Origin of the sequence: Pseudoxanthomonas sp. LjRoot143, assembly GCF_964252945.1 — a bacterium.
Taxonomy (GTDB): domain Bacteria; phylum Pseudomonadota; class Gammaproteobacteria; order Xanthomonadales; family Xanthomonadaceae; genus Pseudoxanthomonas_A.
The window spans coordinates 1,942,240-1,957,316 of the sequence record NZ_CAXUPM020000001.1 but is presented as its reverse complement, the minus strand read 5'-3'; the positions used below and the strand labels follow the sequence as shown (position 1 = coordinate 1,957,316).

Here is a 15,077-nt window from a genome sequence, read left to right as displayed (position 1 = left end):
GGCCTGCCGATCAGCCGCTAACATGGCCGCCCCTGGGGCGGTGGCCGCGCACTTGCCGGAATCGCGGGGAGACGGGCTTCTGGCCCAACAGCAACTCCCTGCGAAATCAAACCCTTATCTCGCCCTCCGAGTGTAACAGAATGAATGGCTCCAACCCCAGCCCCCCCTCCGAGAAGCCGGCCGCAGGCGCCAAGACCGCCGTGCGGACGGTCACGGTGCCGGAGGACCGGGGCGGGCAGCGGCTGGACAACTTCCTGCTCGGCCAGCTGAAAGGCGCGCCGCGCAGCCTGGTCTACAAGCTGGTGCGCAGTGGGCAGGTGCGGGTGAACGGCGGGCGGGCGAAGGCCGAGCGCAAGCTGGAGGGCGGGGACGAGGTCCGCATTCCACCGGTGAGTCTCACCGAGGTGGGAGAAAAAGTGGCGCCGCCGGCCGGCTTCCTGAAGCGGATGGAGGCGGCCATCGTGTTCGAGGACGAGCGGCTGCTGGTCATCAACAAGCCCTCCGGCGTGGCCAGCCACGGCGGCAGCGGCATCAGCCATGGCGCCATCGAAACCATGCGTGCGCTGCGACCGAACCAGACGCTGGAACTGGTCCACCGGCTGGACCGTGACACCTCCGGCCTGCTGGTGATGGCCAAGAAGCGTTCGGCGCTGTCCGAACTGCAGGCGCTGCTCCGCGAGGACAGCGAGGACGGCACCCGCAGCATCGAAAAGCGCTACCTGACCCTGCTGGTCGGCCGCATGCCGGACGGCGTGATGAGCGTCGACGCCGCGTTGCACATCGGCCTGCGCCAGGGCGGCGAGCGCCATGTGCAGGTGCACCGTGACGGCAAGGAGTCGCTGAGCCATTTCCGGGTGCTGGAACGGCGTGGCGGGCATTCCTATTGCGAGGTTCGCATCGAGACCGGCCGCACCCACCAGATCCGCGTGCATGCCCAGCATATCGGCCATCCGGTTGCCGGCGACGACAAGTACGGCGATCCCGCGGTCAACAAGCGCCTGCGCGAGCAGGTGGGCCTGAAGCGCCTGTTCCTGCACGCCGCCTCGCTGCAGTTCGCGCTGGACGGGGGCAGGACGCCCTACGTGCTCAATGCGCCGCTGGCCGATGACTTGGCCGCCGCACTGGATCAACTGGGCTGAGCGTTCCCGCTCAGTGCCAGAGACCGAGGATCAGTCCGAACAGGGTGAACTGCAGCGTGTGGTAGCCCGCATCGATCAGCCACAGCGTCGTGCCGCGTTGCGCGAACAGGTAGTTGATGCCGAAGCTCGCGGCGACGAGGCCGATGCCTGCCAGTGCTCCCGTGCAAACCGCCGTCGCCAGGGCCGGCGCCGGTCCCAGCAGCCAGGCGAACACCGTTGCCGCGACAAGCGAGAACACGAACGCGCCGCCGAAGATTTTCCCGGGATGTCCCTGCTTCTGCGGATCCATGCCCGCGGCGGTATTCCATGCCTTGCCGAACAACGGCCCATACCAGATGCCACCCAGCAGGAAACTGGAGAGCGCGGCCGCCGTCACGGCCCAGAGGTTGATGCCGTCCATCACGAGCGAGTCAGCCCGCGCCCTGCCCGAAGCACCGCGTCGGCTTTTCCAGCACGGGCGGGAACGTCACCGGGACGTTGATCGTGTGCGTGACCGGCTTGCCGTTGCGCGTGGCGGCGCGGAATTTCCACGTCTGCACCGCTTCCAGCGCGGCCTTGTCGAGCGCGGCGTTGCCGCTGCTCTGCACCTGGCCCACCCGCGTCGGCACGCCATCCTGTTCGATGGTCACGCGCAGCACGGTGGTGCCACCGTCGCTGTTGCACTCGGCTTCGGCCGGGTAGGCGGGTGGCGGCGTGTCGATCGCGGCCAGTTCGGTCGGTGCGATCAGCGGTGCGGCGGATTCGTCCTGCTTCTTCGTGCAAGCCGACAGGGCGAACACGCCGGCGAGCAGCAGGACGGGCAACAGCAGGGTGCGACGTTCCATCAGGATTCTCCCAGCAAGGCGCTGGCCTTGGCCGCGCAGATGAAGTCGTTCTCGCTCAAGCCACCCACGTCGTGGGTCGAGTAACGCACGACAGCCCGGTTGTAGTGCACGCCCAGGTCCGGGTGGTGATCCTCGGCATGCGCGACGAAGGCGAGGGCATTCACGAACGCCATCGTCTCGTAGTAGTTGTCGAACGGAAACGTGCGCAACAACGCGTGGCCGTCTTCCACCACCTCCCAGCCGGGCACCTGGGGCAGCAGTTCCGCGATGCGGGCGGGCGGCAGGCGGTGCTCGCTGCCGCGCAACGGCACGCAGTGCGCGCGGGCGAGGGGGATGAGGTCGGACATGGCGCATCTCCTGCGGGGCGACCAGTCTGAATGAACCACGACGACCGGCCTATGGATGTGAATGCCCATGGGGCAGGGGGCTAGAATAGCCGCATGATCCAGATTTCCGACAGCGCGCAGGCGCACTTCCGCAAGCTGATCGAGCGCGAGGCCCTGCCCGGATTGGGCGTGCGCCTGAGCGCCGTCCATCCGGGTACCGCACAGGCCGACGCACGGCTGGAGTTCGCCGAACCGCGCGACCTCGCCGGTGACGAATGGGCCGTCGATTGCGACGGTTTCACCCTCTACGTGGATGCGGCCAGCGTGCACTGGCTGGACGGCGCCGACATCGACTACGTGATGAAGGGTGCCAGCACGCAGCTGACCATCAAGGCGCCGCGCATCAAGGGCGAAGCCCCTGGTGATGCCGCATCCCTGGTCGAGCGCGTGCGCTGGGTGGTCGACAATGAGATCAATCCGCAGCTGGCCGCGCACAAGGGGCGGGTGGCGGTGGAGGAAGTCGGCGGTGACGGGGTGGTGTGGCTTCGCTTCGGCGGCGGCTGCCACGGCTGCGGCATGGCCGACGTCACGCTCAAGCAGGGCATCGAGAAGACCTTGATGGCGCGCGTGCCCGGCGTCACCGCGGTCCGCGACGCGACCGATCACGGGACCGGTGATGCGCCGTACATCCCGCGCGGCAACGCGGCCTGACGGAGCCGAGCGCCGGTGACGAACGCCACCGACGTCATCGCACACCTGCTGCCGCGCAAGGCGGCACCCATCGTCGAACGCCAGACCGGCCTGCCTTTCGGGTGGGGCCTGTGGCTGCGCGCGCTACCCGAGCGGCTGGGCCGCATCACGCGCGAGAAGGCCGACGCCATTCTCGATCTGCTGGCCTCGCACACACCGAAGGCCAGGCGCGCCGCGCCGTTCCTGCCCAGCCGGTTCTACGCCCTGCGTTCGCTGTTCTACCAGGGGTGGGGGCCGCCTCCACGCGAAGAGCGATGGATGCGCTGGGCAGCGGCGTTCACCAGCAGCACGCTGCACCTGTTGTTCTTCCTGTTCCTGCTGTGGGTGGCGCTGGTACAGATCCCGCCACCGCCGGAAGAGGCCGGCGACAGCAGTCGCGTGCGTCTGGAAATGATCGGCGAGGGCAGTCCCGAGGCGATCGGCGGCGCGACCGAGGTGGGCGAAGCGGTCGCCGAACAACCGGCCAGCGCTGCCCCGGCCTCGCCACCTTCAGCGGCACCGTCGCCCAGTCCACCTCAGCCGGCCGCGTCGTCACCGCCATCCTCGGACGCTGCCGCGCCTCACGTCGCTGTGGACGTACCGCCGGTTCCCGCGCGCGATGTGCCGGTGCCCGAGATCGCGGACCAACCGCTGCAGGTGACCGAGGTGGCCGAACCCACTCGCGCCTTCGTGCGGCCGCCGCCCACGCCCAGGCAGCCGGAGATCACGCAACCCGCGATACGTGAAGTCGGCGTCCCCACCCGCGACATTCCAACGCCGATCACCGCGCCGGTCGTACGGCGCGACGTGCCTACGCGCAGCGTCGATGTGCCGACGATAGCCACGCGCGACGCTGAAGTGGAGGAGCGCGAGATGACCGCGCCCGCTCCGCAGGTGCGCGCGGTACCGGTCCCGTCGCGGGAAGTGACGCCACGTGCCATCGCGGCGCAGGAACGCAGCGTGCGGCAATCGGAAGTCCGGGAGCCGTCGCCCCGACCGGCACCCGCACCGGCGCCCGCCGCGCAAGCGCCCTCCAATGCAGGCACCTCGGCCGCTACAACACCTTCGAGATCGACCGCGCCGAGCACGTCCAGCAGCGCGACGTCACCGCGAGGGACGACATCGCCTGCGTCCCGTACGCCAGGCCCTGCTGCTGCAACGAGCTCCGGTGGCTGGAACACGCCCGCGCGCACCGATGACTGGGGCAATTCTCGCCGCAACGTGGCGGGCGACAGCGCCGCGGACGGACGCGATCAGGCTGGTCTGTACAACGCCGACGGCAGCCTGCGTGTGCCGGGCAATGCCGGCGACACCGCTGCCGCCGATCGCGGAGCGCCGGGCGGCGGCAACGATCAATGGACCCGCGAGCGGCTGGAGCAAGCAGGCACCTGGTTGCAGCGGCCGCCGTACGACTACGAGCCCACCAGCTTCGACAAGTACTGGGTGCCCAGCGAGTCGCTGCTGGCCGAGTGGGTGCGTCGCAACGTGCGCGAAGTGGACATTCCGATTCCGGGCACCAACATGAAGCTCAAGTGCTCGATCTCGGTACTGCAGCTGGGCGGTGGCTGCGGCCTGGGCAGCCTGTTCCCGGAACCGCCGAAGGCGCGTCCGCCGCCGGAGATCCCGGTCAAGCGGACGCCGATCCCGACCGACAGCTGATGTCCGGATGACGAAAGATGTATCGCGTGGCGTGTGAGCGACGTAAGTCGCGATAGGGCGCTGCGGTGGTTCATCGCGACTTGCGTCGCTCCCACAGAAGGCCAGGGTGTCGCCGCATACAAAAACGGAGCCTCTCGGCTCCGTTTTCGCATTCCCGACGAGGGCAGAAAGCGGCTTAGCGGTGCACCTTGTGCAGGTCGCGCAGCTGCGAGGGGCGCGAACCGAAGTAGGCGGCCAGGTCGGAAATGTCCTGGTCGCTCAGGCTCGCGGCCTGCGGCGTCATCAGCGCGTGCTGGCGGTCGCCGCTGCGGTAGGCCTGCAGCGCATGCGCCAGGTAGTCGCCGTACTGGCCGCCCAGCTTGGGATAGGTGTCGTCGATCGGCGCATTGCCCTCGGCGCCATGGCAGTCCACACAGCTCTGGCCGGTGGCCTGGCCCTTGGCCTTCGCCAGCTCCTCGCCCTTGGCGATGTGGCCCTTCGGCAGGCCTGCCGAAGAACTGGAGCCGTGCTGGCCGCTGGCATGGCCGGGATTCTCGGCCGAAGCCTCGGTGTTTTCCTTCGAGCAAGCCACCACGGTGAGGGCCGCAAACAGGACGATGGCTAGACGCTGGGCGTGCTTGGCGTTGGGCATGGTGGGCTTACTTGACGGTGGAGAGGAAAGCGGCGATGTCGGCGATGTCCTGGTCGGAGAAGCTCTGCGCCTGGGCCTGCATCGTGGGGTGCTTGCGGTTGCCGTTGCGGTACTCGATCAGCGCGTTCGCCAGATAGTCGGCCGACTGGCCGCCGATCTTGGGCACCTTGAAGCTGGGATAGGCGTTCTTGTAACCCTCGATGCCATGGCAGCCCTGGCAGGTATAGGTGAGGGTGCGGCCGGTGTCGGCGTTGCCGACCAGCGGCTTGGCGGCGGGAGCTGCCGCCGGTGCTGCGGCTTCAGTGGCGGCCGGCGCAGTGGCCGGGGCTTCCTGTTGGGCGGTCAGGGCGGCCAGCGGAAGGGCGGCCAAGGCAAGGCAAGCGGCGAGCGGCAGCGGTCGCATCATTCTCGGAGAACTCTCAGGTTGCGCGCGCCACGGACCACCGCAGCGCTTGGCTGAACGCAGTATAGCCTGCGACCGAATGTCGCGCACAGGCACGGCTGCCATGCAGCTCGCTATGCCGTGGTTTACCGCCGGATGGTTGCCGTGCGTGGGCGCATATCGACGTTGACGATGACGTGGGGCTCGCATCGTTCTGGCGCATCGTCCTCATCCCTCTCATGCCGACTCGCGGCAATCCTTCCAGGTACCGGTCCGCATGCAGCACGAATGCGGACGCAAGTCACCATGACCTTCGGCGCATGGAAGTCATTCAGGGGTGATATACCTTCATACAACACCACCACAACGCCACGACGGTACCGCCCCATGTCCCGACCCCGCCCCCACTCCGGCCGTTCCTACCTGCGCCTTGCACTGGTCCCCGTGCTCTGCGGCCTGCTGGTCCTGTCCGCCTGCAAGGGGGGCGGCCCCGCGGCCGAGGCCCAGGCCAAGAACGGCGAGGAGAAGAAGGAGTCCGAGGCCGTCCCGGTCGAGGTGGCCCAGGCCACCCGGCGCGCGGTGGCTGCCAGCTACAGCGGCACCACCACGCTGGAGGCGCTGGGCGAGTCCCAGGTCGTCGCCAAGACCTCGGGCGTCGCGCTGGCCGTGCTGGTCGAGGAAGGGCAGGTGGTCCGCGCCGGCCAGGCGCTGGTGCGGCTGGACCCCGACCGGCCGCGCCTGCAGGTCGCCCAGGCCGCAGCGCAGATGCACAAGCTGGAGAACAACTACCGGCGCGCCCAGCAACTGGTCGAACAGCGGATGATCAGCGCCAACGACGTGGACCAGATCAAGTACGACCTGGAGAACGCGCGCGCCGTCTACCGGGCCGCGTCGCTGGAACTGTCCTACACCACGATCACCGCGCCGATCTCCGGCGTGATCGCCTCGCGCTCCATCAAGTCCGGCAACTTCGTGCAGATCAACTCGCCGATCATCCGCATCGTCGACGCCTCGCGGCTGGAAGCCACGTTGAACGTGCCCGAGCGCGAGATCGCCAAGCTCAAGCCGGGGCAGGCCGTCGGACTGGCGGTGGATGCGTTGCCGGGCAAGCAGTTCACCGGCACGGTGGCTCGCGTCGCACCGGTGGTCGACAACGGAACCGGTACGTTCCGCGTCGTGGCTTCGTTCCCCGGTGATGGCGAATTGCAGCCGGGCATGTTCAGTCGCCTCAACATCAATTACGACCAGCGCGCCGATGCGTTGGTGGTGCCGCGCACCGCCCTGCTGGAAGACGGCGGCGAGCCTGCCGTGTATGTCGTGCGTAATGGCAAGGCCCAGCGCACCGTGCTGAAGCTGGGTTACAACGATGCCGGCTGGGTCGAAGTGCGCGAAGGGCTGAAGCCCGGCGAGCAGGTCGTTATCGCGGGCAAGGCCGCGTTGCGCGAAGGCAGTGCCGTGCAGGTGATCGGCCAGGACAAGAAGCCCGCCACCGTGGCCAAGGCGCCGGCCGCAGAGGCGAGCAAGCAATGAGTGCGCACGGACCTTCGTCCGGCGGTGGCTTCGACCTGATCGAGTTCTCCACGCGCCGCCGCGTCACCATCGCGATGATGACGCTCACCCTGGTGCTGTTCGGCCTGATCTCGCTGTCCAGCCTGAAGGTCGAGCTGCTGCCGGACCTGAGCTATCCGACGCTGACCGTGCGCACCGACTATGAAGGTGCGGCGCCGGCGGAAGTGGAAACGCTGATCTCGCAACCGGCGGAAGAGGCCCTGGGCATCGTCAAGGGCCTGCGCAAGCTCAAGTCGATCTCGCGCACCGGGCAGAGCGACGTGGTGCTGGAGTTCGCCTGGGGCACCGACATGCAGCAGGCCGGCCTGGACGTGCGCGACAAGATGGAAACGCTGCAACTGCCGCTGGAGGCCAAGGCTCCGGTGCTGCTGCGCTTCAATCCGTCCACGCAGCCGATCATGCGCCTCGCGCTGTCGTCGAAGCAGGAAGCCGGCAACGAGGCCGATGCGATCCGCCGACTGATGGAGCTGCGTCGTTACGCCGACGAGGACCTCAAGCGCAAGCTCGAACCCGTCACGGGCGTCGCCGCCGTCAAGGTCGGCGGCGGCCTGGAGGACGAAGTCCAGGTCGACATCGACCAGCGCAAGCTGGCCCAGTTGGGCCTGTCGCTCGATACCGTGATCCAGCGCCTGCAGCAGGAAAACGTGAACCTCTCCGGCGGTCGCCTGGAGGAGGGCTCGCAGCGCTACCTCGTGCGTACCGTCAACCAGTTCGCCACGGTCGAACAGATGCGCGAGATGCTGCTGACCACGGCGGCAGGGGCCTCGTCCAGCAGCTCGACCGGCACCAACCAGCAGCTGATGACGGCGATCCTGGGCAGCAGCGATCCCAACGTGATCGCTGCGCTGCGCAGCGACAGCAGCGGTGGCGCGCCCAGCGTGCGCCTGAAGGACGTGGCCGACGTGCGCCAGGGTTACAAGGAGCGCGAAGCGGTGATCCGCAGCGCCGGCCACGAGGCGGTGGAGCTGGCGATCTACAAGGAAGGCGACGCCAACACCGTATCGACCGCCGATGCGCTGGAACAGCGCCTGGAGATCATCCGCAAGGAGATGCCCAAGGACATCGAGATGACGGCCGTTGAGGACCAGTCGGTCTTCATCCGCCATGCCATCAAGGACGTCAAGGTCGATGCGGTGATCGGCGGCCTGCTGTCGATCCTGATCATCTTCCTGTTCCTGCGCGATGGCTGGAGCACCTTCGTCATCTCGCTGTCGCTGCCCATTTCGATCATCGCCACGTTCTTCTTCATGGGCCAGCTGGGCCTGAGCCTGAACGTCATGTCGCTGGGTGGTTTGGCCCTGGCCACGGGCCTGGTCGTCGACGACTCGATCGTGGTGCTGGAGTCCATCGCCAAGGCTCGCGAACGTGGCATGGGCATCCTGGAAGCGGCGATCAAGGGCACGCGTGAAGTGTTCATGGCGGTGGTGGCATCGACGCTCACCACGATCGCGGTGTTCCTGCCGCTGGTGTTCGTCGAGGGCATCGCCGGCCAGCTGTTCCGCGACCAGGCGTTGACGGTGTCGATCGCCATCGCGGTGTCGCTGGTGGTGTCGATGACGCTGATCCCGATGCTGAGCGCGCTGAAGGGCCGTCCACCGCTGGAATTCCCGGCCGAAACACCGCGTGAGGCGTGGCGTCCCGAGAGCCGCTGGAAGAAACCGGCAGCCTATGCAGGACGCGGCGTCGGCGCGCTGTTCCGGTATGGCTTCTTCTCGCTGGTGTGGCTGGTGGTGCGGATCTTCCGCGGCCTCGCCGCGGTGATCGGGCCGGTGATGCGCAAGGCCAGCGATCTGGCGATGGCGCCTTATGGCCGCGCCGAAGCCGGTTACCTGCGGATTCTGCCGGCTGCGTTGAAGCGTCCCGTCCCCGTCCTGGGTGGCGCCGCGCTGGCATTCGCGCTGACCCTCGCTGCATTGCCGATGCTGGGTGTGGACCTGATCCCGCAGCTGGCGCAGGACCGCTTCGAAATGACCGCCAAGCTGCCGCCGGGCACGCCGCTCGCACAGACCGACGCCCTGGTGCGCGAGGTGCAGCGTGCGCACGCGGGTGAAGATGGCGTGCGCCTGCTGTACGGCGTGTCGGGCACTGGCACGCGACTGGACGCCAGTCCCACCGAAAGCGGTGAAAACATCGGCAAGCTGTCGGTGGTCATGACCGACAACGCACGCGAGCAGGGTCTGATCGAAAGCCTGCGCGGGACGATGAAGCAGTGGCCCGAGTCCCAGGTCGACTTCGCCCGTCCGGAGCTGTTCGCCCTGGCTGCCCCGCTCGAGATCGAGATCGAGGGCAACAACCTGGAGTCGATCCGCGTGGCGGGCAACCGCCTGGCCGAGATGCTGCGGCAGAGCCCGCACTACGCCGACGTGAAGTCGACGGTGGAGCAGGGCTTTCCGGAAATCCAGATCGTGTTCGACCAGGATCGTGCCGCTGCGCTGGGCCTGACGACGCGACAGATCGCCGATGCCGTGGTCAACAAGGTGCGCGGCAACGTCGCCACGCGCTACAGCTTCCGCGACCGCAAGATCGACGTGCTGGTACGCGTGCAGGAGTCCGAGCGCGCCTCGGTCGACGACATCCGTCGCCTGATCGTCAATCCCAGCGGCAACAAGCCGGTGGAACTGATCTCGGTGGCCGATGTCATCGCCACCACCGGTCCGAGCGAGATCCACCGCGCCGACCAGCGGCGCGTGGCCATCGTGTCCGCCAACCTGCGCGACATCGACCTGGGCAAGGCCATCACGGAAGTGCGGGACATGGTGGCGAAGAACCCGCTGGGTACCGAAGTGGGCATGCGCATCGGCGGCCAGGGCGAGGAACTGGGCGAGTCGATCAAGTCGCTGCTGTTCGCCTTCGGCCTGGCGATCTTCCTCGTCTACTTGGTCATGGCGTCGCAGTTCGAATCGCTGCTGCATCCGTTCGTCATCCTGTTCACCATCCCGCTGGCGCTGGTCGGTGCGGTGGCGGCCCTGCTGCTGTCCCGCTCGCCGGTCTCGGTGGTGGTGTTCATCGGCCTGATCCTGCTGGTCGGCCTGGTAGTGAAGAACGCCATCATCCTGATCGACAAGGTCAACCAGCTGCGCGAGGAAGGCGTGGCCAAGCGCGTGGCGCTGGTGGAAGGCGCACGCTCGCGCCTGCGCCCGATCATGATGACCACGCTGTGCGCGGTGTTCGGCTTCCTGCCGCTGGCGCTCGCCTTCGGCCAAGGCGCCGAGGTGCGCTCGCCGATGGCGATCACGGTGATCGGCGGCCTGCTGGTGTCCACACTGCTGACGCTGCTGGTGATCCCGGTGGTGTACGACCTGCTGGACCGCAAGCCGGATGAGTTCTACGCCGAACGCGGTCGTCGCGCGCGACTGGTCGCCGCGCAGGCCGAACAGGTGATCTCGCACGAGGATGATCCCATCGGCGGCGTCGAGGGCTGATCCGGATGAACATCACCGAGCTGTCCATCCGCCGTCCCGTCACCACCATCATGCTGTTCGTGTCGATGGTGGTGATCGGCCTGATCGCCTCGTTCCGGTTGCCGCTGGAGGCCGAGCCGGAAGCCACCATTCCGTTCTTCTTCGTGTCGTTGCCGTATCCCGGATCGACCCCCGAAGAGGTCGAGCGCAACCTGCTGCGCCCGGTGGAGGAAGCCATCGCCACGATGCCGGGCATCAAGACGATGAATTCGCGCGCCAATGCCGAAGGCGGCCAGATCCAGGTCGAATTCAGCGATTGGGACCGGGACATCGCGATGGCCGCCTCCGAGGCGCGCGAACGCATCGATGCGGTGCGGGACGAGTTGCCGGATGATTTCCGCCGCTATTACGTGCAACGCTGGAGCACCAGCGACCAGGAGGCGATCAGCCTTCGCCTCAGTAGCCAGGAAGACCTGACGGCCCGCGCCGACCTGCTGGAGCGCAGCATCAAGCAGCATCTGGAGCGGTTGCCGGGTGTGGCGCGCGTCGAGGTCGAGGGCGTGGCAAGGCAGGAAGTGCTGGTCGCGCTGGACAAGGACCGCATCAGTGCTCATGGGGTCGCGCTCAACGAGCTGGTCAGCAAGTTGCAGGCGGCCAACTTCTCGGTGTCCGCCGGGCAGATCACCGAAGCCGGCCGCCGTCTGCGCGTGCAGCCGCGCGGCGAGTTGCTCGAACTGCAGGCCTTGCGTGACCTCCCGATCGATGGCCGTGGCACGCGCCTGTCCGATATCGCCGATGTCAGCCTGCAGCCGCAGCGCATGAGCTACGTGCGCAAGATGGAAGGCAAGCCCAGCGTGGGCGTGGACATCTACAAGGAGCGTTCGGCGAACCTCGTGGACCTGTCGAGGACGGTGGGCAAGGAAGTGGAGGCGCTGCGGCAGGACCCGGCGATGCACGGGGTCGACATCGAGGTCGCCTGGGATTCGGGCAAGGCGGTGACCAGTTCGCTGCTGGCGCTGGCGGAGGCGGGGGCGATCGGCCTGGTGCTGTCGGTGATCGTGCTGTACGCGTTCCTGCGCCATTGGCCGTCGACGCTGATGGTGTCCATGGCCATCCCGATCTGCTTCATCATGACGCTGGGCTTCATGTACTTCACCGGCATCAGCCTGAACATCATCTCGATGATGGGCCTGCTGCTCGCGGTCGGCATGCTGGTCGACAACGCCGTGGTGGTGGTGGAGAGCATCTACCAGGAGCGCGAGAAGTTCCCCAACCAACCCGAGGTCGCGTCGATCATCGGTACCCGCCACGTAGCCATCGCGCTGTCGGCGGGCACCCTGTGCCACTGCGTGGTGTTCCTGCCGATGATGTTCGGCGAGAAGAACATCATCACGATCTACCTGTCGCAGCTGGCGGTGACGATCTCGGTGTCGCTGCTGGCCTCGTGGCTGGTGGCGGTGAGTCTGATCCCGATGCTGTCGGCACGGATGAAGACGCCGCCTGCAGTGAAGTCGCCGCTGATCAGCCGTCTGCAGAACCGCTATGCGCGCGTACTGCGCTGGACGCTGGAGCACCGCGGCTGGAGTGTCGCCGGCATCCTGCTGATCTCGGCGATCAGCGTGTTCCCGATGATGAACACCAGCGGCGGTGGTGACGAGAACGATCCGGACGAGATCAACATCTTCTACCAGTGGAAGGGATCCTATTCGAAGGAGGAGATGGGCAAGGAAGTGCAGCGGGTGGAGGATTTCGTCAACGCCAACCGCAAGGAATTCCACATCAAGCGGGTGTACAGCCGCTACTCCGAGCAGGGCTGGGCGCAGACGCGGCTCTATCTGGACATCGACGATCGCGAGGTCAGCAAGAAGATCGAGGAGGAGGTCCGCAAGGGTCTTCCGCAATCGGCACGGGCCAAGCTCGGCATCGGCTGGCCGGGCGGCATGGGCAGCGAAGGCCAGGGCATACGCTTCAGCCTGATCGGCGACTCCAGCCAGACCCTGCAGGAGCTGGCCGAGGACATCATGCCCATCCTGGCGCGCGATCCGAAACTGCGCGACGTGCGCGTGGATGTAGGCGACGCCAATTCCGAGTTGGCCGTGCAGGTGAACCGGGAGCGTGCGGCATCCTACGGCTTCAGCGCGCAACAGGTCGCGCAGTTCGTCGGCATGGCATTGCGTGGCTCGTCGCTGCGCGATTTCCACCGCGACGACGTGGAGATCCCGGTCAACGTGCGCTTCGCCGGATCGGACCACTACGGCATCGAGGACCTGTCCTCGTTCATGGTGCGCAGTGCCTCGGGCCAGGAAGTCCCGCTGCTGGCGATGGTCGACGTCAACGTCAACCCCGCGGCCACGTCCATCCAGCGCCTGAACCGGCAGACGATGCTGCGGATCGAGGCGGGACTGGCCAAGGACGTGTCGATGGAGGACGCACGCAAGTCCCTGGAGGCCACGCTGGACGGCATGGAGTTCCCGCCGGGGTACGGCTACACGTTCAACGGCGCGGGCTTCAATATCAACTTCGACGGCATGGACCAGATGGTGACCGCCATCATGATCGCGCTGGTGTTGATGCTGGTGATCATGGCGGCGGTGTTCGAGTCGCTGCTGTTCCCCGTCGCCATCATGTCCTGCGTGCTGTTCTCGATCTTCGGCGTGTACTGGCTGTTCTGGTTGACGGGAACCGAGATGAACATCATGGCCGTGATCGGCATCCTGGTGTTGATGGGCGTGGTGGTGAACAACGGCATCGTGATGATCGAGCACATCAACAACCTCCGGCGCCGCGGCATGGCGCGAACGGATGCGCTGGTGGAAGGCAGTCGCGAACGCCTGCGTCCGATCATGATGACGATGGGCACCGCGATCCTCGCGATGATCCCGATTGCGCTGAACACGGATACGGCCGACGGCATGCCGCCTTACCACCCGATGGCGCGCGCGATCGCCGGGGGGCTGGCGTTCTCCACCGTGGTCAGCCTGCTGTTCCTACCGACCATCTACGCGCTGCTGGACGACCTGCGCAGCGGGACAGCCCGTTCGATCAAGCGGGCTCGCCAGCGCCGTGGCGAGGCGCCTGTCGTGGCGAGCGCCACCAGCCCGCACGGAGACTGACGCGGGCAGCAGAAGAAAAAGCCGGGCAATGCCCGGCTTTTTTTGGATCGGATCGCGGGCGGACTCAGCCGACCAGCTTGCCCAGCATCCGAAGACCGCCGGTCCACACGCCGATGGCGGTGCCGAGGCTGGTCAGGAAGAAATTCAACAGCACGCGCGCCACGCGGTTCTTCCACCAGCCACGCATCGTTTGCACGTCGTCGCGCAACGCCATGAAATCCGCGTAGGTCGGCTTGCGCAGTGTCGCTTCCACGAACGCACTGACCGTGCCCGACGCGAGCGCAGGATGCAGCGGCGTGAGCGGCGAGGAAATGAAGGCCGCCAGGATGCTGAGCGGATGGCCGCCCGCGATCGCGCAGCCGATGGCACCGAGGATGCCGGTCGCCAGCACCCATTGCAGCAGCAGGTCCGAGCCGACATCGACGCCACCCTGCCAGAAGCCCCAGGCGAAGCCACCGACGAGGAAGAAGCCGATGATGACTTCCATCCAGGGGAATCGCGACTTGGCTTTCACGACCTCAAGCGATTGACGTATTTCGGAAGGATCGGCGGTGTCGTCCTTCAGGTGCCGGGTCAGGCCGGGCAGGTGGCCCGCGCCGACCACCGCAAGCACGCGGTAAGGCGATGTCGAATCGGCGGGTTTGTCGGCGGCGACCTGGCGCAGCGCCGATGCCATGTACTGGTCGCGCTCGGCGATGATGGCCTGGTACAGCTGCGGGCTTTCGGCGGCGAACTCGCCGAAGCTCGATTCCATCAGGTCGCCCTGTTTGAGCTTCTCGATCTCGTCGTCGCCGACTTCCTCGTCGCCGAACATGCTGGCGAGGATGCCTGCTCCCACCTTCGTGCGCTGCCACCAGCCCAGCGACTGCAGGGCGCGCTTGAAGGTCAGCCCGACTTCGCGGTCGATCAGGTGGACCGGCAGTCCGCGCGCCTTTGCATCCAGTGCGCCTGCTTTCAGTTCTTCGCCCGGCTCGACATCAAGTTGTTCGGCCAGCCGGCGCTGGTACGCCGCGAGCGCGAGGTTGGCGGCGAACAGATGCGTCTTGCCTTCGCGGATGACCTTCACCAGGTCCAGCCGCGCCAGTGTGTCGGGATCGGTCAGCGACTGCAGGCGGCCGGCGTCCAGTTCCACCGCCACGCTGTCGTAGTCGCCACTGGCGACGGCAGCGCGGACGGCATCGACGCTGGCGCGCGACACGTGGGCGGTACCGAGTAGGGTGTAGCGCACGCCGTCGCGCTCGACGATCTCGAGGGGTTGGCCGTGCAGCGGGTCGGCGACGGTAGCGTTCGGTTCGGTCATCGTG

The 15,077-nt window shown here is 67.1% G+C and carries 12 protein-coding genes; 6 read left to right on the top strand and 6 right to left on the bottom strand.

What is annotated here, in order from left to right; all coding sequences use genetic code 11:
• Positions 1-140: 140 nt before the first annotated feature.
• Positions 141-1,139, top strand: coding sequence for an RluA family pseudouridine synthase (locus ACSQ1W_RS09235; RefSeq protein ID WP_192267922.1), 999 nt, complete (start codon positions 141-143; stop codon positions 1,137-1,139).
• Positions 1,140-1,149: 10 nt separating this feature from the next.
• Here ACSQ1W_RS09235 and ACSQ1W_RS09230 read toward each other — a convergent pair whose 3' ends face one another.
• The 3 genes from ACSQ1W_RS09230 to ACSQ1W_RS09220 are packed head-to-tail and all read right to left on the bottom strand — an operon-like array spanning position 1,150 to position 2,310.
• A complete protein-coding gene (locus ACSQ1W_RS09230; protein ID WP_436043024.1) occupies positions 1,150-1,539 on the bottom strand; it encodes a DUF1761 domain-containing protein in 390 nt (129 codons plus the stop codon).
• A gap of 10 nt (positions 1,540-1,549) precedes the next feature.
• Positions 1,550-1,963, bottom strand: coding sequence for an energy transducer TonB (locus tag ACSQ1W_RS09225; RefSeq protein WP_436043022.1), 414 nt, complete (start codon positions 1,961-1,963; stop codon positions 1,550-1,552).
• Positions 1,963-2,310: a 4a-hydroxytetrahydrobiopterin dehydratase gene (locus tag ACSQ1W_RS09220; protein WP_436043020.1), complete on the bottom strand. Its 348-nt coding sequence runs from the start codon at positions 2,308-2,310 to the stop codon at positions 1,963-1,965. Before ACSQ1W_RS09220 ends, ACSQ1W_RS09225 begins: the two co-directional genes overlap by 1 nt.
• A gap of 93 nt (positions 2,311-2,403) precedes the next feature.
• On the opposite strand from ACSQ1W_RS09220, the gene ACSQ1W_RS09215 reads away from it, so the two are divergent.
• Together ACSQ1W_RS09215 and ACSQ1W_RS09210 are read left to right on the top strand one after the other, a co-directional pair.
• Positions 2,404-3,000 (top strand): NfuA family Fe-S biogenesis protein, encoded by a 597-nt coding sequence (locus ACSQ1W_RS09215; RefSeq protein WP_436043018.1) that lies wholly within the window; start codon positions 2,404-2,406, stop codon positions 2,998-3,000.
• A 15-nt stretch (positions 3,001-3,015) separates the two neighbouring features.
• Complete coding sequence (locus tag ACSQ1W_RS09210; RefSeq protein WP_436043016.1) at positions 3,016-4,677, top strand: hypothetical protein; 1,662 nt, start codon at positions 3,016-3,018, stop codon at positions 4,675-4,677.
• A gap of 175 nt (positions 4,678-4,852) precedes the next feature.
• On the opposite strand, the gene ACSQ1W_RS09205 is transcribed toward ACSQ1W_RS09210, so the two are convergent.
• Together ACSQ1W_RS09205 and ACSQ1W_RS09200 are read right to left on the bottom strand one after the other, a co-directional pair.
• On the bottom strand, positions 4,853-5,308 hold the full coding sequence (locus tag ACSQ1W_RS09205; RefSeq protein ID WP_436043014.1) for a c-type cytochrome: 456 nt from the start codon (positions 5,306-5,308) through the stop codon (positions 4,853-4,855).
• Between the two features lie 7 nt (positions 5,309-5,315).
• Positions 5,316-5,711: a c-type cytochrome gene (locus ACSQ1W_RS09200; RefSeq protein ID WP_436046155.1), complete on the bottom strand. Its 396-nt coding sequence runs from the start codon at positions 5,709-5,711 to the stop codon at positions 5,316-5,318.
• A gap of 366 nt (positions 5,712-6,077) precedes the next feature.
• Between ACSQ1W_RS09200 and ACSQ1W_RS09195 the strand changes: the two genes are divergently transcribed.
• Genes ACSQ1W_RS09195 through ACSQ1W_RS09185 form a run of 3 tightly spaced genes read left to right on the top strand, consistent with a single transcriptional unit; the run spans position 6,078 to position 13,773 of the window.
• Entirely contained in the window at positions 6,078-7,220 is a 1,143-nt protein-coding gene (locus ACSQ1W_RS09195; protein ID WP_436043012.1) for an efflux RND transporter periplasmic adaptor subunit, read from the top strand.
• Positions 7,217-10,681 carry an efflux RND transporter permease subunit gene (locus ACSQ1W_RS09190; protein ID WP_436043010.1) on the top strand — a complete coding sequence of 1,155 codons (3,465 nt, stop codon included), beginning with the start codon at positions 7,217-7,219 and terminating at the stop codon, positions 10,679-10,681. Before ACSQ1W_RS09195 ends, ACSQ1W_RS09190 begins: the two co-directional genes overlap by 4 nt.
• Before the next feature lie 5 nt (positions 10,682-10,686).
• Complete coding sequence (locus ACSQ1W_RS09185; protein ID WP_436043008.1) at positions 10,687-13,773, top strand: efflux RND transporter permease subunit; 3,087 nt, start codon at positions 10,687-10,689, stop codon at positions 13,771-13,773.
• Positions 13,774-13,837: 64 nt separating this feature from the next.
• On the opposite strand, the gene ACSQ1W_RS09180 is transcribed toward ACSQ1W_RS09185, so the two are convergent.
• Positions 13,838-15,073, bottom strand: coding sequence for a TraB/GumN family protein (locus ACSQ1W_RS09180; RefSeq protein ID WP_436043006.1), 1,236 nt, complete (start codon positions 15,071-15,073; stop codon positions 13,838-13,840).
• Positions 15,074-15,077 lie beyond the last annotated feature (4 nt).